Origin of the sequence: Pseudomonas wuhanensis, assembly GCF_030687395.1 — a bacterium.
Lineage (GTDB): Bacteria > Pseudomonadota > Gammaproteobacteria > Pseudomonadales > Pseudomonadaceae > Aquipseudomonas > Aquipseudomonas wuhanensis.
This window is the reverse complement of sequence record NZ_CP117430.1, coordinates 6,077,913-6,098,895: the sequence shown is the minus strand read 5'-3', so window position 1 is coordinate 6,098,895 and position 20,983 is coordinate 6,077,913. Positions and strand designations below refer to the sequence as shown.

Sequence of the window (20,983 nt, the reverse complement as noted above, 5' to 3'; positions counted from 1 at the left end):
CTATCGCGGGCAAGCCCGCTCCCACAGGTATTGTGTAAACCAGGCACCCATTGCAGGTGCCTGGTTTTGACGCGGTTTAGCCAATCGTCATCAAACTGGCATTACCACCCGCCGCAGCGGTGTTGACGCTCAACGCACGCTCGATCACCAGGCGCTCCAGCGCAATGTTGGTTTCGCCTTGGGACAAACCATGAACCCCGACGATAGCACCGGCACGCTTGGCCACTTGCTGGCAGACCGCACGCAACTGGTCGGAATGGCCATGATGCAGAACCGCATCAATCACCACTTCGTCCTTGGTCCAGTCGGCAACCCGCTTGATCCGCGCCTGGATTTCTTTCGGCAGGCGTGCGAACAGTGCCTTGCCCGGTTCAGCGTCCGGCCACACTGCCGAACCACCTACGGCCAATACCGCCGCCAGTTGGGTCAGCAAATCGCCTTCGACTTCCGCCAGGCACAGCACGTGTTCACGCGGCAGGATGGCGTAGCTGTTGCGCTCGCCGGTCGGGCCAGCCAGTACACGGGTGATCCCGCTTTGCGATTGCGCCGCGAACTGTACGCACAGGGTGCTCAAGTCAGCGAACTTGTTGCTGTCGGCCCAGGCTTTCAGCGCAGTCAGCGGTTTGCTCATGGCATCACGCAGACGGACATCCGGTGCAGCGAGAGCATCGCCGCGAGCGAAGGATTGTTCTATCGCATCGGTAGGACGTGTCGACAGCAAGCGGTACAGGTACAGCGGACCACCGGCTTTCGGGCCAGTACCCGACAGGCCTTCACCGCCGAATGGCTGCACGCCGACCACGGCACCGACGATGTTGCGGTTGACGTAGACGTTACCCGCGTTGACGTTGTCGATCACCTTGGCGATGGTCTCGTCGATGCGAGTGTGTACGCCCAGGGTCAGGCCGTAGCCGGAAGCATTGATCTGGCCGATCAGTTGATCGATCTCTTTGCGCTTGTAGCGAACCACGTGCAGCACCGGGCCGAAGATCTCCCGTTGCAGTTCGTCGAAGCTTTCCAGTTCGATCAGGGTCGGCATCACGAAGGTGCCGCGTTTGACTTCTTCGCTGTTGGCGATTGCTACCTGATACACATTGCGACCTTTGTCGCGCATGGCCTGGATGTGCTTCTCGATGCCAGCCTTGGCTTCGGCATCGATCACCGGGCCAATGTCCACGGACAGGCGCTCCGGATTACCGAGACGGCATTCCGCCATGGCGCCCTTGAGCATTTCGATGACGCGGTCGGCGGAATCTTCCTGCAGGCACAGCACGCGCAGCGCCGAGCAACGTTGACCGGCACTGTCGAAAGCCGACGACACCACGTCAATGACCACTTGTTCGGTCAGCGCCGAAGAGTCGACGATCATCGCGTTCTGGCCGCCGGTTTCGGCGATCAGCGGAATCGGACGGCCCTGGGCATCCAGGCGACCGGCAATGTTGCGTTGCAGCAAGCGTGCGACTTCGGTGGAGCCGGTGAACATCACGCCTTTGACGCGATCGTCGCCTACCAGGCGGGCACCGACGGTTTCGCCACGGCCCGGCAGCAGTTGCACCACGCCTTCCGGAATCCCGGCTTCGAGCAGCAGGCGCACGGCTTGAGCAGCCACCAGCGGGGTTTGTTCCGCAGGTTTGGCCAGTACCGGGTTACCGGCGGCCAGGGCAGCGGCAACCTGACCACTGAAGATGGCCAGCGGGAAGTTCCACGGGCTGATGCAGACCACCGGGCCCAATGGGCGGTGGGCATCGTTGGTGAAATCGTTGCGAGCCTGCACCGCGTAATAACGCAGGAAGTCCACGGCTTCACGCACTTCGGCGATGGCGTTGGCGAAGGTCTTGCCGGCTTCGCGAGCCAACAGGCCCATCAATGGCTGAATCTCGCCTTCCATCAAATCGGCGGCACGTTCCAGGATCGCGGCGCGTTCGGCCGGCGGGGTGGCCTGCCAGATCGGTGCAGCTTTCAGGGCGCACTGGATCGCATTGTCGACGTCTTCGACGGTGGCTTCTTGCACATGGCCAACCACATCACGCAGGTCGGACGGGTTCAGGACTGGCGCAGGGGTTTCAGTGCTGGATGCGCAACCGAGCATCGGCGCCGCTTTCCAGTTGTTGTGAGCGGTGGCCAGCAAAGCACACGACAGCGAAGCCAGACGATGTTCGTTGGCCATGTCGATGCCGCTGGAGTTGGCGCGCTCGGCACCATACAGGTCACGCGGCAGCGGGATACGCGGGTGCGGCAGGCCGAAGCCGCCTTCCAGCGTCGCCATCTGCTCGATGCTGGCCACTGGATCGGCTACCAGCTCCTGAATCGAAATGGACTGGTCGGCGATGCGGTTGACGAATGAGGTGTTCGCGCCGTTTTCCAGCAGACGACGTACCAGGTACGCCAACAGTGTTTCGTGAGTCCCAACCGGTGCGTACACGCGGCAAGGACGGTTCAGCTTGCCTTCGGAAACTTTACCTACAACCTGTTCGTACAGCGGTTCGCCCATGCCGTGCAGGCACTGGAACTCATACTGACCGGGGTAATAGTTCTGACCGGCGATGTGGTAGATGGCCGACAAGGTATGGGCGTTGTGCGTGGCGAACTGCGGATAAATGACTTCCGGTACCGACAGCAGTTTGCGTGCACACGCGATGTAGGAAACGTCGGTGTACACCTTGCGGGTGTAGACCGGATAGCCTTCCAGGCCTTCAACCTGGGCGCGCTTGATTTCGCTGTCCCAGTACGCGCCTTTTACCAGGCGAATCATCAGGCGATGACGGCTGCGGCGAGCCAGGTCGATCACGTAGTCGATCACGTATGGGCAACGCTTCTGGTACGCCTGGATCACGAAACCGATGCCGTTCCAGCCGGTCAGTTGCGGCTCGAAGCACAGACGCTCCAGCAGATCCAGCGACAGCTCGAGGCGGTCGGCTTCTTCGGCGTCGATGTTCAGGCCGATGTCGTATTGCTTGGCCAGCAGGGTCAGCGACAGCAGGCGCGGGTACAGCTCTTCCATCACGCGCTCGTACTGGGCACGGCTGTAACGCGGATGCAGAGCCGAGAGCTTGATGGAAATGCCCGGGCCTTCATAAATCCCACGACCGTGGGACGCTTTGCCGATCGAGTGGATGGCTTGTTCGTACGAGGCCAGGTATTTCTGGGCGTCATGTTCGGTGAGTGCGGCTTCACCCAGCATGTCGTAGGAATAGCGGAAGCCCTTGGCTTCGAACTTGCTGGCGTTGGCCAGGGCTTCGGCGATGGTTTCGCCGGTCACGAACTGCTCGCCCATCAGGCGCATGGCCATGTCGACGCCCTTGCGGATCATCGGCTCGCCGCTCTTGCCAATGATGCGGCTCAGGGACGAGGTCAGGCCGGCTTCGTTGTGGGTGGCGACCAGTTTGCCGGTCAGCAGCAAGCCCCAGGTGGCGGCGTTGACGAACAGCGACGGGCTGTTGCCCAGATGCGGCTGCCAGTTGCCGGTGCTGATTTTGTCGCGGATCAGGGCGTCACGGGTGCCTTTGTCCGGGATGCGCAGCAGCGCTTCGGCCAAGCACATCAGTGCCACGCCTTCCTGGGATGACAGGGAAAATTCCTGCAACAGGCCCTGAACAATCCCCGCACGGCCGCCGGCGCTTTTCTGATTACGCAGTTTCTCGGCAATCGAAGCGGCGAGCTTGTTGGTGGCTTCGGCCATCGGGGCCGGCAGGCGCGCCTGCTCGATCAGCATCGGCACCACTTCAGGTTCCGGGCGACGGTAGGCGGCAGTGATAGACGCGCGCAGCACCGATTGCGGCAGGATGCTTTCGGCGAATTCCAGGAAACACTGATGCGCGTGATCGACATGGATCTCGCCCGCTTCGTCAACTTCCTTGCCGTTCAAACCGTTCAGCTCGGACAGGGTTGCACCACCCTCGAGTTTTTCCAGGTAATTGAAAATTGCCTGCTTGATCAGCCAGTGCGGCGTGCGATCAATCGAGGTCGCGGCGGCCTTGAGGCGTTCGCGGGTCGGGTCGTCAAGTTTGACCCCAAGAGTGGTGGTAGCCATATTTTTATCCTCATGTTTGCCACGACCGCGTGGCATCAGCTGGCGGCAAGATTAGCTGTGCGTTGGTCGAGGTGCAACCGGGTGCAACCCTTTTTTGTCGGAATAATAAGCAGCTCGTCAGGAAATTAATTCTGGTACCTCCTTCCCGCGCCTGCATGGTGTTTTTACTTCTAGCGCAACCCGAAAAACGCCCTAAAAAGGAGCAAAAACCGACCCTTTTCAGGAAAATCCGACTAGGTGCAACTTATTCGCACGAAACTGGTTGCACCTTATTTGCTTTGTTGAATAGCATTCGCGGCCAAGGTGCAACCGGTCAAAAAGATCGGTGTGCCGGCTGATGGCTTTCCTGGGGAAACATCAGTCATAAATGCGCGGGATCCGGAATCGTCTGTCAAACGTCGTCGTTTGCGAGCGGTTCACTAGCCGCCGTTACATAAAAACAATGCCAGGGCGTAACTCAATGAGCGTAAGCAATCCAACCCTGATCACGTTCGTGATCTACATCGCAGCAATGGTGCTGATCGGCTTCATGGCCTATCGCTCCACCAACAACCTTTCCGACTACATTCTGGGCGGTCGTAGCCTGGGCAGCGTCGTGACCGCACTCTCCGCTGGTGCATCCGACATGAGCGGCTGGTTGTTGATGGGCCTGCCGGGCGCTATCTACATGTCCGGTCTTTCCGAAAGCTGGATCGCCATCGGCCTGATCGTCGGTGCTTACCTGAACTGGCTGTTCGTCGCCGGCCGTCTGCGCGTGCAGACCGAGCACAACGGCGATGCACTGACCTTGCCGGACTACTTCTCCAGCCGTTTTGAAGATAAAAGCGGCCTGCTGCGGATCATCTCCGCGGTCGTGATCCTGGTGTTCTTCACCATCTACTGCGCTTCCGGCATCGTGGCCGGCGCCCGTCTGTTCGAAAGCACCTTCGGCATGTCCTACGAGACCGCGCTGTGGGCCGGTGCCGCAGCGACAATTGCCTACACCTTCGTCGGCGGTTTCCTGGCAGTGAGCTGGACCGACACCGTACAAGCCACGCTGATGATCTTCGCCCTGTTGCTGACGCCGATCATCGTGCTGCTGGCCACTGGCGGCATCGATACCACGTTCCTGGCCATCGAAGCGCAAGACCCAAGCAACTTCGACATGCTGAAAAACACCACCTTCATTGGCGTGATTTCGCTGATGGGCTGGGGTCTTGGCTACTTCGGCCAGCCGCACATCCTGGCGCGTTTCATGGCCGCGGATTCGGTCAAGTCGATCGCCAACGCTCGTCGCATCTCCATGACCTGGATGATCCTGTGCCTGGGCGGCACCGTCGCGGTAGGTTTCTTCGGTATCGCTTACTTCTCGGCACACCCAGCCGTGGCGATGCCAGTATCCGAGAACCACGAACGTGTATTCATCGAACTGGCAAAAATCCTGTTCAACCCGTGGGTTGCCGGTGTGTTGCTGTCGGCCATTCTGGCGGCAGTGATGAGTACGCTGAGCTGCCAACTGCTGGTGTGCTCGAGCGCCCTGACCGAAGACTTCTACAAAACCTTCCTGCGTAAAAGCGCTTCCCAGGTTGAGCTGGTCTGGGTTGGCCGAGCGATGGTCCTGCTGGTTGCCCTGATCGCTATCGCGATGGCGGCTAACCCGGAAAACCGTGTACTGGGTCTGGTCAGCTACGCCTGGGCAGGTTTCGGTGCTGCGTTCGGTCCAGTCGTCCTGATCTCCGTGATCTGGAAAAACATGACCCGCAACGGAGCACTGGCCGGCATCCTGGTCGGCGCGATCACTGTGATCGTCTGGAAACACTTCGAACTGCTGGGCCTGTACGAAATCATCCCTGGTTTCATCTTCGCCAGCCTGGCGATCTACATCGTCAGCAAAATGGGTGCACCGACCAGCGGCATGCTTTCGCGCTTCGCCGCGGCCGAAAAGGATTTCCGCCTGAACCAGTGAGGGGGATGAGCTGATGCTCTGACCTTTCGCCGAACATGAAAACGGCCCGCTTCCTTTTGGAGGCGGGCCTTTTTTTTGCGCTCCCACATTTGCTCGGTGGTGCTTCTGACAGGAATGTCTGTAGTTCTCTATCCCGATTTTTGAAGGAAAAATCCCTAAAAAAGTAGGGAAAATCTGATTTTCTTGTCCCTCCGTCAACACCCCTTGTCGCTCATGCAGAATCGCCCGCCTTCATTCTGCAGAGACACATCGGATGTTCGCGCCTGCCAATCAACCGCGTTTCACGTTGACCCTCGACGGCGTCCAGAATGAGCTCAAGGTACTTGAGTTCACGGGCAAGGAAGCCATCAGCCAACCCTACCGTTTTGACCTGGAACTGGTCAGCGAACGGCCCGACATTGACCTCGAAAGCCTGCTGCACCGTCAGGCGTTTCTGAGTTTCGATGCACAAGGTTCCGGTATTCACGGTCAGGTTTTTCGCGTCGGCCAGAGCGATTCCGGCCAGCGTCTGACGGGCTATCAAATCAGTCTCGTGCCGCGTCTGGCGTACCTCGCCCGACGCATCAATCAGCGGATCTTCCAGCACAAAAGCGTGCCGGCGATCGTCGCGCAGATTCTCAAAGATCACGGCATCCAGCGCGATGCCTTCGAGTTCCGGCTCGGCAGCGACTACCCCGAGCGCGAGTATTGCGTGCAATACGCTGAAAGCGATCTGGCGTTCATCCAGCGGTTGTGTGCAGAAGTTGGCATTCATTACCACTTCCAGCACAGCCCCGACGGGCACCTGTTGGTGTTCGGTGATGACCAGACGATTTTCCCCCGTTTGCCCGAGCCGACGCTGTACCTGCCAGGCAGTGGGATGGCGGCAGATGCGCCGGCGATCAAGCGTTTCAACGTGCGATTGGAAACCCGGACCACGGCGGTCACTCGTCGCGACTACGACTTCCATAAACCGCGTTTGCAACTCGAAAGCCGCCTCGACAGTGAGCAGCGACCGGTGCTCGAGGACTACCACTTTCCCGGCCAATTCACCGATCGCGAACACGGCAAGCATCTGGCTCAACGGGCCTTGGAGCGCCACGGTGCGGATTACCGCCAGGCCGAAGGTCGCGGCGACGAATCTGCTTTGGTCAGTGGGCATTTCCTACACCTCGCCGAACACCCGCGTCAGGCGTGGAATGACCTGTGGTTGATTACCGAAATCGAACACCGTGGTCGGCAGCCGCAGGTGCTTGAAGAGTCGGCCACCGCCGACAGCCCGGATGATTTCCAGGGCTATCGCAATACCTTTCTGGCGACGCCGTGGGACGTTTCCTTTCGCCCGCCGCTGGGGCCGGAAAAGCCGCGCATGCTTGGCTATCAGCCTGCCGTGGTCACCGGCCCGACTGACAGCGAAATCCATTGCGACGAGTACGGTCGGGTCAAGGTTCAGCTCGCCTGGGACCGTGAGGGGCAGCTCAACGAACACTCCAGTTGCTGGCTGCGCGTAGCCACAGGCTGGGCTCACGACCGTTACGGCAGCGTGATGATTCCGCGGGTCGGCATGGAAGTACTGGTGGGATTCGTCGACGCCGATGCGGATAAACCGCTGGTCATGGGTTGCCTGCCCAACGCAGCGACCCCGGTGCCGCTTGATCTGCCGGCGGACAAGACCCGCAGCATTTTCCGCAGCCAAAGTAGTCCCGGTGGCGGCGGTTACAACGAATTGCGCATCGAGGATCGTAAGGGCGCCGAGGAAATCTACCTGCGCGCCCAGCGAAACTGGACTCAGCATGTACTGAACGATCAACAGGTGCAGGTCGATAACCAGCGCAGCATCGTCGTCGCCGGCACCGCTCGCCATGAACTGAAGGCTGACGAAAAACGCATCACCCACGGTCAGCGCCAGACCGAAGTGCGACAGGACGATCACTTGGTGGTGGTCGGCGACCGACACATTCGCGTCACCAGTCAGCTCCTCAACGCCAGTCAGCAATTCCACGTCAGTGCCGGCCAGCAAGTGGTCATCGACGGCGGCGCCAGCGCGACCATTCAAGCAGGCGGGCAGTGGATCAACATCGGCCCCGGCGGGATTTTCAGCAGTGTGCCGATTCAGGTCGGTGGCGCACCGATGGCGGCCATGGCTGCTGCGCCGAGCCTGCCGGATGTCCCGTTGAAACTCGCAGCCGCCCCGGCGGCGCTGCTCAGTGCCGCACAAATACTCAGCCTGCAAAGCGACGCGCCGTTCTGCGAAGAGTGCGAGCGCTGCAAGGACGGTGTTTGTGCCGCCTGATGCCTTGTCACCTCGCGCCTGGCTGGAGCGCCAGCCACTGCAACCGTCGGAGCAACTGTTCGCGATTTTCAGCAGCGCCAGTGCCGCTGAACCCTTTAAAGCTTGGCAACGCTCAATCACAGCTCAAGCGCCGAGCCCGATTTGGGCTGGCACTGTGTATGCCGAGTGGGAAGCGGTGATGCCCTATGTCGGAATCGTCGCTGCTGGCAGTGAGTTTTTGGAGTGGGTTGCCGCCACTGAGTCTCGCGATTGGGGGTGGTTGGCGGTTTCTTCTGCTTCTCAAGAAGCGCTGGTCGAGCATTTTCGCAGCCTCACTCAAGTTCTTTTGCCAAACGGCAACGCGGTGTTTTTCCGTTTCTGGGATGGGCGTTATTTGTTGCCGATTCTTCAGTCTGCCGACGTTAACGCCACGCAGTTAATGCCTGTCATCGACCGTTGTTTGATCAATGGGCAACCGCTCGATATCGGTGGCAGTGCATTGAAAACCGCCAGGGATTTTCCGTGGTGGGAAGTTTCTGAATCGCTGCTCAAACACCTCGCCATCGAGTCCGCGACAACCCGTATCAACAACTTGATGAAGTGGTTGAGCGAAGACCGTCCAGACCTTTTCGAGGCGTTTTCCGAAATCGTATTGCGGCACAAAGTCGCGAGCTTTCTTGAGACGCCCGACCTACCTCAAGCGCCGAAATCAGCGTTGGTGGATTACCTGATGACGGAGCTGGACTGATGGATCAGATCGTACGGATCGAGCAGGAGCTCGACGGTTTCAAAGACACACTGGTTTTGTATCGCCAACAGCTTGGCAGCTTCTTGAGCCGGAATGCGGACAGGGTCAGCCGGGCTACGGACATGCCGTCGCTGATGGACATGGAGCGGGTGATAAAACTCGGCACTACGACTACAGCGGTGAGTAGTCGTGACGATGATTTTTTCTCGGGTTTAGCGCGGTGTCCTGCGAGCGGAATACTGCAGATCGAGAGCAAGTTCGAATCGGTTTATGACATTCCGTTGGGGAATATTTCGGTCGATGTGATTGCCGTTGATGGCGGTGAAAGCACATCGGTCTTGCTCGATGAAAACGGTAAAGGGCAGTTCGTAGGCACACCGGGAAAGTTTTATCGCGTTCATGTCCAGGGTGAAGTTGCGCCCTCGAAGATCAACGAACTTTTTGATTCCTACAAAGGCCTCTCCAGCGACCTGGAAGACTGGTTACGCAGTGAGTGGGAAGGGTTCAAACCGCAGTGGTCGCAATCGACTTTTGCGGCTGTCGGTAACGGCATGCTCGCGGGAAGTTGGGCGGCGGTCATGGGCGTTTGGGACAGTCTCAGCCTGCTCTCGGACATTCTTCAGGATCCCCGCAAGTTCGTTGAACGCTTGGGCAGCGGCGCCGATGAGTTGGCCAAACTCGCGGAGTCGGCGCCGCAGGTCATGGCAAAAGTCCAGTTGCTGGCCAGTGACGAAGCGGCGCTCTGTTTGCTGTTGCGCACCGCCAGTCTGTGGCTGGAAATGCTGCCGCCCAGCGAGATCGCCGGCAACTCGGCAGAGGCGGCCAGCCAAGTCATTGTCTCGTTGCTGATCGATATTCTGATCGCTTCAGCGCTGGCTTTCACGCGAGTCGGTATACCCGCCGCCAAAGCCTATTTAACGGCTCGCGGGCTCAAATACGGGATGGGGCTGGCCAGTCTCGCGATGCGCTTCGTCGAGGCGACTTTCAATATCCTCAGCACCTTCATGAAGTACGTCGACCAGTACAAAGCAGTCGCCGCACGCGGTGTGGCAGCGGGCCTGAAAAAAGGCCGGATGCAACTTCGCTGGGATGCCAAACGCAACACCACACTGAAAAAAGACGAGCACCACGACGACTCCCCGGATCAGGCGAAAAATCCCAACGGCGACAGCGCCACGTGCGTGCCGTCTACCTGCAAAAACGGCTGCCCGGTATCGATGGTTACCGGCGAAGAACTGCTGACCCTCACCGACGGTTCCCTGGACGGCCTCCTACCGTTCGACTTCACCCGGCTCTACCGCACCAGCGCCGCCGAGATCGATGTCGGCCTCGGTTTTGGCTGGAGTCATTCGCTCGCCCATCGGCTGGAAATCGACGGTGACCAGGTCATCTGGATCGACCACGAAAACCGCCGCACCACGTTCCCTATGCCGTCCGCTGAGCGCCCGGCGATCCACAACAGCCTCTCGCGCGCGGCGATTTATCTCGGCGATGACCCCGAGGAACTGATCCTCGCCCAGGCTGGCGACGACACGCGTTTCTACCACTTTCACAACGGTCGGCTGACGGCGATCAGCGACGCGTACGACAACCGATTGCGCATCACCCGCGACCGCCAGGATCGCATCCAACGCCTCGACAACAGCGCCGGCCGTGCCTTGCTGTTGCGCTATGACCGCACTCATCTGATCGCCGTCGACTATCAGGTGTTTGTCCCGGCGCAGACCCTCGACGAGGCCTGGCACACCGAGCAGACGCTGGTCAGTTACCGCTATGACGAATGCGCTCAACTGATCGAAGCGAGCAACGCCGCCGGTGAAAGCGAGCGTTACGACTACGACGACCGGCACGTCATTCTGCAGCGGCAACTGGCCGGTGGTGCGAGTTTCTTCTGGGAGTGGGAACGGTCCGGCAAGGCAGCGCGCTGCATCCGGCACTGGGCGTCGTTTGCGCAGATGGACGCGCACTACGTCTGGGATGACCAGGGCAGCGTCACCGTCCAGAACATCGATGGCAGCGAAGAGGTTTACGTCCACGATGACCGGGCGCGGCTGGTGCGTAAGGTCGAGCTGGACGGTGGCGAACAGCTCAAGGCCTATGACGAGCAGGGCCGGTTGGTGGCCGAGCAGGATCCGCTCGGCGCCGTTACTGAATACCGCTACGACGAAGTCGGACGGCTGGTGGCACTGATTCCGCCGGAAGACGAACCAACGGCCTACGAGTATCGCAACGGTTTCCTGCATGTGCGCTATCGCGGCAAAGCGGTGTGGAAATATCAGCGCAATGCCCAGGGGGATGTCACCGAGGCTATCGATCCGGACGGCCAGGTCACCCACTATCACTACGACGCTCAGGGGCGTTTGCTGTCGATCCGCTACCCGGACACCAGCCGGCATGTGTTCGTTTGGAATGCCTTGGGGCAGTTGCTCGAAGAGACCTTGCCGGACGGTGGTCAGCGGCGCTTTTCCTACGATGCGCTGGGTCGACAGATTACCCGTCAGGACGAACACGGCGCGGTCACCCGCTACCAATGGGATGCGATCGGCCGACTGATCCAGACGACTTTGCCTACTGGCGCCAGCCGCGGGTTCAGCTACAACGCCTACGGCCAGATCACCGCGGAGCGCGATGAACTGGGCTGCATCACCCGCTACGAATACGCCGACGACCTGCACCTGGTCAGCCGCCGGATCAATCCCGATGGCACCCAGCTCAACTACCGCTACGACAACGCGCAGCTGCGGCTCACGGAAATCGAGAACGAATCCGGCGAGAAATATCAGCTGGACTACACGCCCAACGGATTGATCCGACAGGAAACCGGCTTCGACGGCCGCCGCACCGCCTACGCCTACGACCTCAACGGCCATCTGCTGGAGAAAACCGAGTTCGGCGATGACGGCTCCCAACTGATCACGGCTTATCAGCGGGACTCGGCCGGACGGTTGCTGACCAAGACGCTACCCGACGGCATCCAGGTCGAATACCGCTACGACTCGTTGGGCCGACTGACCAGTGTCGACGACGGCCACGACCACCCACTGGAATTCGAATACGACCAACAGGACCGCCTGATCACCGAGCACCAGGGCTGGGGCACGCTGCGCTATGGCTACGACGCCTGCGGCCAGCTCAACCGCCTGCGCCTGCCGGACGGCAGCAAGCTCGATTACCACCACGCCAAGGGCGGTGCGCTGACGGCCATCGACCTCAACGGCGCGCGGCTTACCAGCCACCAGTTTGCCTTCGGTCGCGAACAAAACCGCCAGCAAGGTCTGCTGCTCAGCGAATATGCCTACGACGACCAAGGCCGTTTGAAGGCCCACGCTGTCAGCCAACAGCAAAAAAGCCTGTACCGCCGCGACTATGCCTACAGCCTCAACGGCAATCTCGACCACATCGCCGACAGCCGCCACGGCCAGCGCAGTTACCGGTACGACCCGCTCAACCGCCTGACCCGCGTCCGCCACTCCCGCGACGACCCACCGGAAAGCTTCGCCCACGACCCGGCCGGCAACCTGCTGATGCAGGATCGCTCCGGCCCGATGACCGTCAAAGGCAATCGCCTGTTGATGCAAGGCGACCGCCATTACGACTACGACTCCTTTGGCAACCTGATCCGCGAACGCCGCGGCACCGCACATAAACTCGTCACCGAATACCGCTACGACTGCCAGCACCAGCTGATCGGCGTCACCACCCCGGACGGCCGCTGCTCCAGCTACCGCTACGACGCCTTCGGCCGCCGCATCGCCAAAACCGTCGACGGGCAAACCACCGAGTTCTTCTGGCAGGGCGACCAAGTCGTCGCCGAAAGCAGCAAAGAGCACTACCGCAGCTACGTCTACGAGCCGGGCAGCTTCCGCCCGCTGGCCATGCTCGACGGCAAAGGCCCGCGTAAGGCCTGCCCGTTCTATTACCAACTTGACCATCTAGGCACACCGCAAGAACTGACCGATTTTGGCGGCGAGATCGTCTGGTCGGCGAAGTACAACGCCTACGGCAAAGTCACTCACCAGACGTTCGGCGGGGGCGAGCAACTTGAACAACCGTTACGGTTTCAGGGCCAATACTTCGACGCCGAGAGCGGCCTGCACTACAACCGGCATCGGTACTATGATCCGGACGTTGGCCGATACCTGACGCCGGACCCGATCAAGTTGGCGGGCGGGCTGAACCAGTACCAGTACACGCCGAATCCGACGGGGTGGGTTGATCCGTTGGGGTTGGCTTGCAACCCGTGCCCCGGCGATATAGATGCCGATGGGCCGTATAGCGAAATTGTTCCTGGTGGAGGCTTGGCGGCGCATGAAGCTCAAGGTGGGCATCTCATCGCGAAGCACGTAGGTAGAACAAATATGCAGTTAGCTCAAAGGTTAGAAGCGGAACCAACTATTCCTGCAGCATCAACATTTCCTGATCGAGCTACTGCTGAGTCAGCTTCTGCGAGAGCATTAGATGCAAATAAAACAAAGATCGAACAATTCCTTAATGGGACAAAAGGGAAGACGACAATTACTCATGAGTTTCCCTACCCAGTAGGCGTCAGCTTACCGAACGGACGTACCGAATATCTGTCAGCATCGAAGGTATTGTTGGTATTAATTAAGGATGCCCGGCGGCCTGAGGGTTATTTTTTGCTAACAGGATTTCCAGAGATATGAGCAGAGAGTTCCCCGAGCTACACGATTTTTTTGGAGCGTACTTTCATCAAGATTGGACAGTCGAACATGATACGGCTGAGCAAGTGATTGATGCTTTTTTAGCTGACTCCGATCCTGGGGATCTAATGGTGGTCCGACAAGAGCTCAATGTGCTGCTTGATCAGCGGAAAGACGAGCTTGTGTTGCGGGAATATTTATTGAAAGAGCTGAGCTGTTATTACTGCTATTGGATTGCATGGGAGTCAGGTGAGTTTTGGTTACGCCATATCGCTGACAGATTGGCTAGTCGACTTGATCATCCTTGATGACAAATGGCTGTGAAATTTCTGGGCAAGGTCGTCGGAAGTTTCCTTCAAGACGTATCGGTTTCCATGAACTGGTGCGAAGTGAGATCCATGGATAGTCTTTGGCTGTCGCTGCAAATGCAGTGGCAGGGTGTAGGAACCCTTACTCCAACGTGCGTCAGTACTGTTGATTGATTGCGACACTTAAATCGTGTCCGTAATATCGTTCGCGGCGGCTGTGCGCGGGACACGTTTCGACGTGGCTGAGTTGGAGTATCTCAGTTTCCTACTCCCGCGCACGGTTGCCACCCAAGCCCGTAGGAAAGGCCGTTGGTAGCTTCAAATACATACTCCAAGGTCTCTAAAAAATGAAAAATCTTCATCCCGATCCACCCTACGAAAAAATAATCCCTCATCCCGAAAACCGCTTCATGGCATTGACCGGCAACTGCAACGACATGCCCACGCTATTCGTCGATACCCACGCGCCGCTGGATATCTTGACCGACACTGCCAACTATCGAATTCGCGCCGTCACTCAGGTGCTGGAAAACATGTCGATGCGCGGTTCCATCGAGTGCGAGTCCTTCATCCTTAGTGATTTTGCTTTGCTCTGTGCCATTCCATTGCGCGATGGGTGTGATGTGCTGGATGTGATTGGGCGGCGTTTGCGGGCTCGGCCTTCGGAGTAGCGCCGCAGAATGATCGTTCCCACGCTCCTGCGTGGGAATGCAGCCCGTGACGCTCTGCGTCACATCGGTGCCCGACTCGACACCAGCGGTGTGGCTGGAACGCGGAGCGTCCCTTAAGGCATTCCCACGCGGAGCGTGGGAACGATCACCGTGTAGAGGTGGCGGCACCAGGATTGCCCGCTCAGCCGCGAACCCCTGACGTTCTGCCCCGTACAAGGTAAACTTCCCGGCCTTCGCAGGAGCAATCATGAATTATCGTCACGCCTTCCATGCCGGCAATCACGCCGATGTGTTCAAACACCTGACTTTGACCCGCCTCATCGCCCTGATGTCGCGCAAGGAGCAGCCGTTTGCCTATCTCGACACTCACGCCGGTATTGGTCTGTATGACCTGCAGGGCGATCAGGCCAGTCGTACCGGTGAGTACCTGGAAGGGATCGCGCGGTTGTGGGATCAGCCGGATTTGCCGGCGCTGACTGCTGATTACATGAAGGTATTGCACGAGATGAACCCGGATGGCCAATTGCGCTATTACCCGGGGTCGCCGGAGTTGGCGCGGCGTTTGACCCGGCCGCAGGATCGCGTGTTGCTGAACGAGAAGCACCCGGAAGATGGCTTGCTGCTCAAGGACAATATGGCCGGTGATCGTCGGGTGAAGGTGCACTTGGGCGAGGGCTGGCATGTGCCGCGGGCGATGTTGCCGGTGCAGGAGAAGCGGGCGGTGATGTTGATTGATCCGCCGTTCGAGCAGCTTGATGAGATGCAGCGTTGTGCGGCGTCGTTGAAAGAAGCGGTTGGCCGCATGCGCCAGACGGTGGCGGCGATCTGGTACCCGGTGAAGGACCAGCGCATGTTGCGGCGTTTTTATCAGGATCTGGCTGGCACGGGTGCGCCGAAGTTGTTGCGGGTGGAGTTGTTGGTGCATCCGTTGGATACGCCCAATAGCCTGAATGGTTCGGGGTTGGCGATTGCCAATCCGCCATGGGGGCTTGAAGAGGAATTGCGTGAGTTGCTGCCGTGGTTGTCCAAGAAGCTTGGGCAGACCCAGGGTGGGTGGCAGATGGATTGGTTGATTGCCGAGAGTTGATACATTGCATTAGTGGCGTCTGATCCGACGCCATCGCGGGCAAGCCCGCTCCCACAGGGATTTATGTCGATCACAACATAGTGGTTAGACACATCACCTTGTGGGAGCGGGCTTGCCCGCGATGCTTTTCAGGGCCCGAAAATCAGATCGGGCAGGTCACGCCTGTACCGCCAATCCCGCAATACCCTTCAGGGTTCTTGGCCAGGTACTGTTGGTGATACGCCTCGGCGTAGTAGAACGTCGGGGCTTCGTCGATTTCGGTGGTGATGGTGCCTTTGCCAGCCTTGGTCAGTTCCGCCTGGAACACTTTCGCGCTGTTCTTCGCCGCTTCCAGTTGTTCCGGTTTGGTGCAGTAGATCACCGAGCGGTACTGGGTGCCGATGTCGTTGCCCTGGCGCATGCCTTGGGTCGGGTTGTGCAGTTCCCAGAACATTTTCAGCAGTTGTTCATAGCTGACTTTTTCCGGCTCATACACCACGAGCACCACTTCGGTGTGCCCGGTCAGGCCCGAGCAGACTTCTTCGTAGGTCGGGTTCGGCGTGAAGCCGCCGGCGTACCCGACCGAGGTGCTGAACACGCCTTCGCGCTGCCAGAATTTGCGTTCTGCGCCCCAGAAACAACCCAGGCCGAAGATTGCGAATTCTACGTTGCCCGGAAACGGACCCAGCAGCGGGTTGCCGTTGACGAAGTGTTTTTCCGGAACCTTGATCGGGGTTTCGCGGCCAGGCAGAGCTTGTTCTTTAGTCGGGAGCACGTTTTTGTTCACCAGGATTTCCGAGCGCAGAACCATGATCAGTCCTCTCAGTCAGGTTGAGATGTAAATACAGACTGCCAGTTTGCCCGAGTGTTACGTCGCTGTCAGGCGATTGGGCCGCGCGGATAGCGTTTGAGCTTTTCGATCAGCTCGGAGCCCGGGATCGGTCGGTCGAACAGGTAGCCCTGGCCGACGTCGCAACGGTGGCGGCGCAGGAAGGCCAGTTGCTCGGCCGTCTCGATGCCTTCAGCCACGACCTTGAGTTTCAGGTTGTGAGCCATGGCGATCACCGCGGAGGTGATTTCCATGTCGTCCTGGTTGTCCGGGATTTCGTGGATGAAGCTGCGATCGATCTTGATGATGTCGATCGGGAATTTTTTCAAGTAACTGAGCGACGAGTAACCGGTGCCGAAGTCGTCCATGGCCAGGGTCAGGCCCAGACGCTTGAGCTGATCGAGCTGCAAGTGCGTGTCTTCGGTGGCTTCCAGCAGCAGGCCTTCGGTCAGCTCCAGTTCCAGCAGGTTCGCCGGCAGCGCTTCTTCCTTGAGGATGTTGGCGATGGACGCCACCAGGTCCGGATCGGAGAACTGTTTGGGCGACAGGTTAATCGCCACTTGCAGATTGCCCAGGCCGGCGGCGGTCAGGTCTTTGCTCATGCGGCAGGCCTGGCGGGCGATCCATTTGCCGATAGGGATGATCAGCCCGGTTTCTTCGGCCACGCTGATGAACTGGTCCGGGCGGATCATGCCTTTTTCCGGATGGTTCCAGCGCAGCAGCGCTTCCATGCCCAGCAAGCGACCGCTGCGCAGGCACAGCTTGGGCTGGTAGAACACGTCCAGCTCGTTCTGGGTCAGGGCGCGGCGCAGGTTGTTTTCGACGAACAGTTTGTAGCTCGCCTCGGCATTCAGGGCTTCGGTGAACACTTGCACCTGGTGTTTGCCGTTAGCCTTGGCCTTGTGCAGCGCCAGGCCGGCGTTGCGCATCAGCGTCTGTGGATCGCGGCCGTGCAGTGGTGCGCAGGCCAGGCCCACCGAACCGGTGACGCTGATTAACTGGTTGTCGACGAACATCGGTTTGTCGAGGGTTGCCAGTAATTGATTGGCAACCTGCTGGCCCGTCGAGAGGTCAGTGTCGTCCAGCAGCACCGCGAATTCGTTACTGGCAAAACGTGCCAGGCTGCCGCTTGGGCTCAGGCTGTTGCGCAAGCGCCGAGCCAGGCTGATCAGCAGCTTGTCGCCGGTTTGATGGCCGAGGCTGTCGTTGATGCGTTTGAAGTTGTCGATGTCCACCAGCAGCAGGCTGATCGGCGTGTCGCTGTCTCGGGCAAAGCGTTCATCAAGGTTGCGGATGAACGCCGGGCGGTTGCCGAGGTTGGTCAGGTTGTCGGTGTAGGCCAGGCGCTCGATGCGCTGCTGGGCGAGTTTGGTCTGGGTGATGTCTTCGTAGATACCGATGTAGTGCGTCAGCTCACGGTTGTCGCCATAGACCTTGGAAATCGACAACTGGCCCCAGTAGGGTTCGAGGTTTTTGCGCCGGCTCTTGAACTCGCCCTGCCAGCTGTTGCTCTTGGCCAGCGCCGACGGCGCGTCGAACAGCAGTTCGCTGAGGTTTTCCAGCGCTGGCAGTTCCGACAGCCGCTGACCGTGGACTTCTTCGGTGGTGTACTGGGTGATCGCGGTAAAGCTTGGGTTGACGTATTCCACCACGCCATCGCAATTGACCAGCAGAAAGGCGTTGGCGCTTTGCTCCACCGCACGCTGGAACAAGTGCAGGGCGCTGGTGGCGGTGCGGCGGTTGTGGTTATTGATGACTTGGGCGAACTGATCCGCCAGTTCACCGGCGAAGGCGATTTCGTCCGACTGCCAGGCGCGGGTCGCACCGATCTGTTCCAGGCAGAGCACACCGACCACCTGGCCATCGACGCGGATGCTGGCGTCGAGCATGGCGTTGACGTCACGCGGGCGCAGGTGTTCGGCGATTTCCCGGGTACGCGGGTCACGCATGGCGTTGTGGGCGTCGATGGCGCGGCCAGTGTGCAAGGCGTCGAGGTAATCGGGAAAACCACTGGCGTCGATCGGCTCCGGCAGTTGGCGACCCCGGGTGGCGCGATGGTAGGCCGAGATCGGCGTCAGTCGCGAGCCGTCGAGGTTCCACAGGCTGGCGCAGTCGATTTCATAGATGTCGCAGGCGCTGCGGGTGATCAGTTCGGCAGCTTCTTGCAGGGAATTGTTGGTGCTGTAGCGCTGGCGGGTCAGCAGCAGGATCAGGTCTTGCTGGGCGCGCACCCGGTCCAGGTGCTGCAGTTGTTCCTGCTGGGCACGTTGATTGAGTTCCAGGGCGATTTGCAGGCGTGAGTTCTGGGTTTCCAGATCCAGCGCCGGCAGCAACGGTTCGCCGTCGAACAGGCCGTCCACCACCATCAGGTAGCCGCGCAGCAGGTGCCGATTGTGTTGTTTGTAAGCTTCGCCCAGTTCCAGCAGGCTCAGAACGCCTGCGACGGTGTGCAAGGTGTAGCGGATCAGGTAATGCGGGCTTTCGGTGAGTTGCTGCTGGATCGTGTCGTGCAGTTGATAGCGCGCTTCGGGCTCCATCAGGCTGGCGTAGGGCGAGCCGACCAGAGCACAGAGCTCCACTGCCGGCAGGCCGAATTGTCGTTCGCAATTGGGGTCGAGAAACAGCAGCGCCCAGCTCGGTTCATTCAGCCGTTCGAAACGCAGCATGCCGAGCCGCGAGGGCACCGGCAACTGCGTCACTACCTCGGCCACCATACGGCTGGCGGCATCGGGTTGGCTCTTCATATGGAGGGAAACTCGCTTCGAATATGCTGATCGCGCCGGGCTCACGCCCTCTTTACTGTTGCCTGCGGCAAGGTTGCATCATTGCGACACCGACTGACAAGAGACATGAAGGCCAAGTGCTATAAGAATATGTCGGCAGACGTGAAGAATTCTCCAGCGAGGCGCGAAAAGTAATGCTGTGAGTCAAAAGATCGTAGCCTTCGGCAGCCCCTGCAAGGCTGCGATCTTTTCCGGGATCAACGCAATTTTATGGTTATTGACTGCAGTTGCTTGCCATCCCGATCGTGATAATTGACGCGAACCTGTTCAGTATCGACGACCAGGTGCGCGAAGTTGTCCTGGCTGATCACCTCGCTGGTCAGCTCATGCCGATAATCTCCCGCGGCCGTTCGGGCCAACGCTTGGTCGAGAATGAACGTGGATGCCTTGGCATACGGCAGCAGTTTGCTGTTGCACAGCGGTGAAGACACGATGGTGTGAACTTCGAAGTCCGGATTCTCGCTGTGGGTCAGGCGACTGGTCAGCGACCCATGGACATCGCCGGAAATGAACAAGACGTTCTTGATGCCGTGCGTACGAATCGTCTCCAGCAGTCGTAGTCGTTGCTCCGGGAAGGCTTTCCAGGCGTCATCACCGTGAAGCTTGCGGTCAGGGTAGAACATGACGCTGGTGACCACGAATTTGACTCGGGCCTTGCTGTTGATCAGCCATTTGAGCAGCGCCTGTTCCTGCTCTTCATCAAGGATGCGCCGGTCGCTGGCCGACAGATTGCGGCGGGTTCGGCTATCGGTGATAAACCATTCAATATCGCCCTCGCTGAATTGATACCAATAGTGCGGCAGCAGCGCTCTGTTGACTTGCCCGTTGGCAAGCAGTTCATGTACGGGGCTGTGGCTGACTTGATAGAGTTCATACGCCGCCATGGCGTTTCTGTATAAGTTAACATCGCTCTTACTTGCATTGGCTGGCCAGTTGTCTTCAATTTCATGGTCATCGAGGATCATGTAAGTCGGCACGCCGGACATTAACTTCGAGATATGAGGTTGCGAAAAAGCCGTGCGGTATTTGCTGAGGATGTCCTTGTATTCCCGGTCGGGGGCCACGAGGTTCAAGTCATCGACGTAGATTTGGTCGCCAGTCATCAACATGGCGCTGACAGGCGGCTCGGCGCGTTCCGCCAGGCTTGTGATCGAGGCAAAGATCCGGTCGCCCAAATGCGGGGCCGAGGCAATGCCGGCGGTCATTCGCAGGTAACGACATGAGCCTACGATGTAGGCCCGTGGCGTGGTGGTTTTGCTGGACTGCGTGCGAAAGCGATAGATTTCCCGCGGCCATTGCAGCGGCAGTTCCTGGATCGTCTCCACGGTATGCACCGGGCTCATGGGGCTGAACCAGCCCGCCTGATATTCATAGTCGGTATCGATGGCGAGATCGTTGAGGGCAATTACATCGGACATGTCGCGCAAGATGGTTAGTTTTGTAAATGTGCCTTTGGACCAGTGTTCCTCACCGGTGCGTCGATAACGAACACCTGCAAATACCAAGGCGTCATTCTGTAATTCGCCGCGCAAGAAAATGCGGGCGTGGTTAGTTGCGGTGTGGCCAATAATTGGGCCGACAGTCGGTTTGAACATGTTCGAATCCATTCGAAGTAATGCTAACTAAGCAGATTAAGTTGTTGAAGTTTCTATTAGAAACTATCCCAACTAAGACTAGTTATTGGCTCGCGA

11 protein-coding genes are annotated in these 20,983 nt (G+C 59.0%); 7 read left to right on the top strand and 4 right to left on the bottom strand.

Features of this window, described 5'->3' with window-relative positions; all coding sequences use genetic code 11:
- Positions 1 to 76: 76 nt before the first annotated feature.
- Positions 77 to 4,030, bottom strand: a complete 3,954-nt coding sequence (gene putA, locus PSH88_RS28085; protein WP_305423986.1) for a trifunctional transcriptional regulator/proline dehydrogenase/L-glutamate gamma-semialdehyde dehydrogenase — start codon at positions 4,028 to 4,030, stop codon at positions 77 to 79.
- Between the two features lie 460 nt (positions 4,031 to 4,490).
- Between putA and putP the strand changes: the two genes are divergently transcribed.
- From putP to PSH88_RS28035, 7 genes are all read left to right on the top strand, one after another.
- Positions 4,491 to 5,975: a sodium/proline symporter PutP gene (gene putP, locus PSH88_RS28080; protein ID WP_305423985.1), complete on the top strand. Its 1,485-nt coding sequence runs from the start codon at positions 4,491 to 4,493 to the stop codon at positions 5,973 to 5,975.
- Positions 5,976 to 6,228: 253 nt separating this feature from the next.
- Entirely contained in the window at positions 6,229 to 8,247 is a 2,019-nt protein-coding gene (locus PSH88_RS28075) for a type VI secretion system Vgr family protein (RefSeq protein ID WP_305423984.1), read from the top strand.
- Positions 8,237 to 8,974: a DUF4123 domain-containing protein gene (locus PSH88_RS28070; protein ID WP_305423982.1), complete on the top strand. Its 738-nt coding sequence runs from the start codon at positions 8,237 to 8,239 to the stop codon at positions 8,972 to 8,974. The genes PSH88_RS28075 and PSH88_RS28070 overlap by 11 nt, the downstream gene beginning before the upstream one ends.
- Entirely contained in the window at positions 8,974 to 13,638 is a 4,665-nt protein-coding gene (locus PSH88_RS30380) for an RHS repeat-associated core domain-containing protein (RefSeq protein ID WP_348529746.1), read from the top strand. The genes PSH88_RS28070 and PSH88_RS30380 overlap by 1 nt, the downstream gene beginning before the upstream one ends.
- Entirely contained in the window at positions 13,635 to 13,943 is a 309-nt protein-coding gene (locus tag PSH88_RS28045; RefSeq protein ID WP_305423981.1) for a contact-dependent growth inhibition system immunity protein, read from the top strand. The genes PSH88_RS30380 and PSH88_RS28045 overlap by 4 nt, the downstream gene beginning before the upstream one ends.
- Before the next feature lie 347 nt (positions 13,944 to 14,290).
- On the top strand, positions 14,291 to 14,614 hold the full coding sequence (locus tag PSH88_RS28040; protein WP_305423980.1) for a hypothetical protein: 324 nt from the start codon (positions 14,291 to 14,293) through the stop codon (positions 14,612 to 14,614).
- A gap of 247 nt (positions 14,615 to 14,861) precedes the next feature.
- A complete protein-coding gene (locus tag PSH88_RS28035; protein WP_305423979.1) occupies positions 14,862 to 15,701 on the top strand; it encodes a 23S rRNA (adenine(2030)-N(6))-methyltransferase RlmJ in 840 nt (279 codons plus the stop codon).
- 142 nt (positions 15,702 to 15,843) lie between these two features.
- Here the strand turns inward: PSH88_RS28035 and msrA are convergent, their stop codons facing one another.
- The 3 genes from msrA to PSH88_RS28020 form a co-directional block, all read right to left on the bottom strand.
- A complete protein-coding gene (gene msrA / locus PSH88_RS28030; RefSeq protein WP_305423978.1) occupies positions 15,844 to 16,491 on the bottom strand; it encodes a peptide-methionine (S)-S-oxide reductase MsrA in 648 nt (215 codons plus the stop codon).
- Between the two features lie 68 nt (positions 16,492 to 16,559).
- Positions 16,560 to 19,253, bottom strand: coding sequence for a putative bifunctional diguanylate cyclase/phosphodiesterase (locus tag PSH88_RS28025; RefSeq protein WP_305423977.1), 2,694 nt, complete (start codon positions 19,251 to 19,253; stop codon positions 16,560 to 16,562).
- A gap of 236 nt (positions 19,254 to 19,489) precedes the next feature.
- Positions 19,490 to 20,887 (bottom strand): alkaline phosphatase D family protein, encoded by a 1,398-nt coding sequence (locus PSH88_RS28020; protein WP_305423976.1) that lies wholly within the window; start codon positions 20,885 to 20,887, stop codon positions 19,490 to 19,492.
- Between the last annotated feature and the right edge of the window lie 96 nt (positions 20,888 to 20,983).

What these genes read in the sequence shown, in the direction of transcription:
- putA (WP_305423986.1), bottom strand. Translation starts at nt 4,030, where the DNA reads ATGGCTACCACCACTCTTGGGGTCAAACTTGACGACCCGACCCGCGAA.
- putP (WP_305423985.1), top strand. Translation starts at nt 4,491, where the DNA reads ATGAGCGTAAGCAATCCAACCCTGATCACGTTCGTGATCTACATCGCA.
- PSH88_RS28075 (WP_305423984.1), top strand. Translation starts at nt 6,229, where the DNA reads ATGTTCGCGCCTGCCAATCAACCGCGTTTCACGTTGACCCTCGACGGC.
- PSH88_RS30380 (WP_348529746.1), top strand. Translation starts at nt 8,974, where the DNA reads ATGGATCAGATCGTACGGATCGAGCAGGAGCTCGACGGTTTCAAAGAC.
- PSH88_RS28045 (WP_305423981.1), top strand. Translation starts at nt 13,635, where the DNA reads ATGAGCAGAGAGTTCCCCGAGCTACACGATTTTTTTGGAGCGTACTTT.
- PSH88_RS28040 (WP_305423980.1), top strand. Translation starts at nt 14,291, where the DNA reads ATGAAAAATCTTCATCCCGATCCACCCTACGAAAAAATAATCCCTCAT.
- PSH88_RS28035 (WP_305423979.1), top strand. Translation starts at nt 14,862, where the DNA reads ATGAATTATCGTCACGCCTTCCATGCCGGCAATCACGCCGATGTGTTC.
- msrA (WP_305423978.1), bottom strand. Translation starts at nt 16,491, where the DNA reads ATGGTTCTGCGCTCGGAAATCCTGGTGAACAAAAACGTGCTCCCGACT.
- PSH88_RS28025 (WP_305423977.1), bottom strand. Translation starts at nt 19,253, where the DNA reads ATGAAGAGCCAACCCGATGCCGCCAGCCGTATGGTGGCCGAGGTAGTG.
- PSH88_RS28020 (WP_305423976.1), bottom strand. Translation starts at nt 20,887, where the DNA reads ATGTTCAAACCGACTGTCGGCCCAATTATTGGCCACACCGCAACTAAC.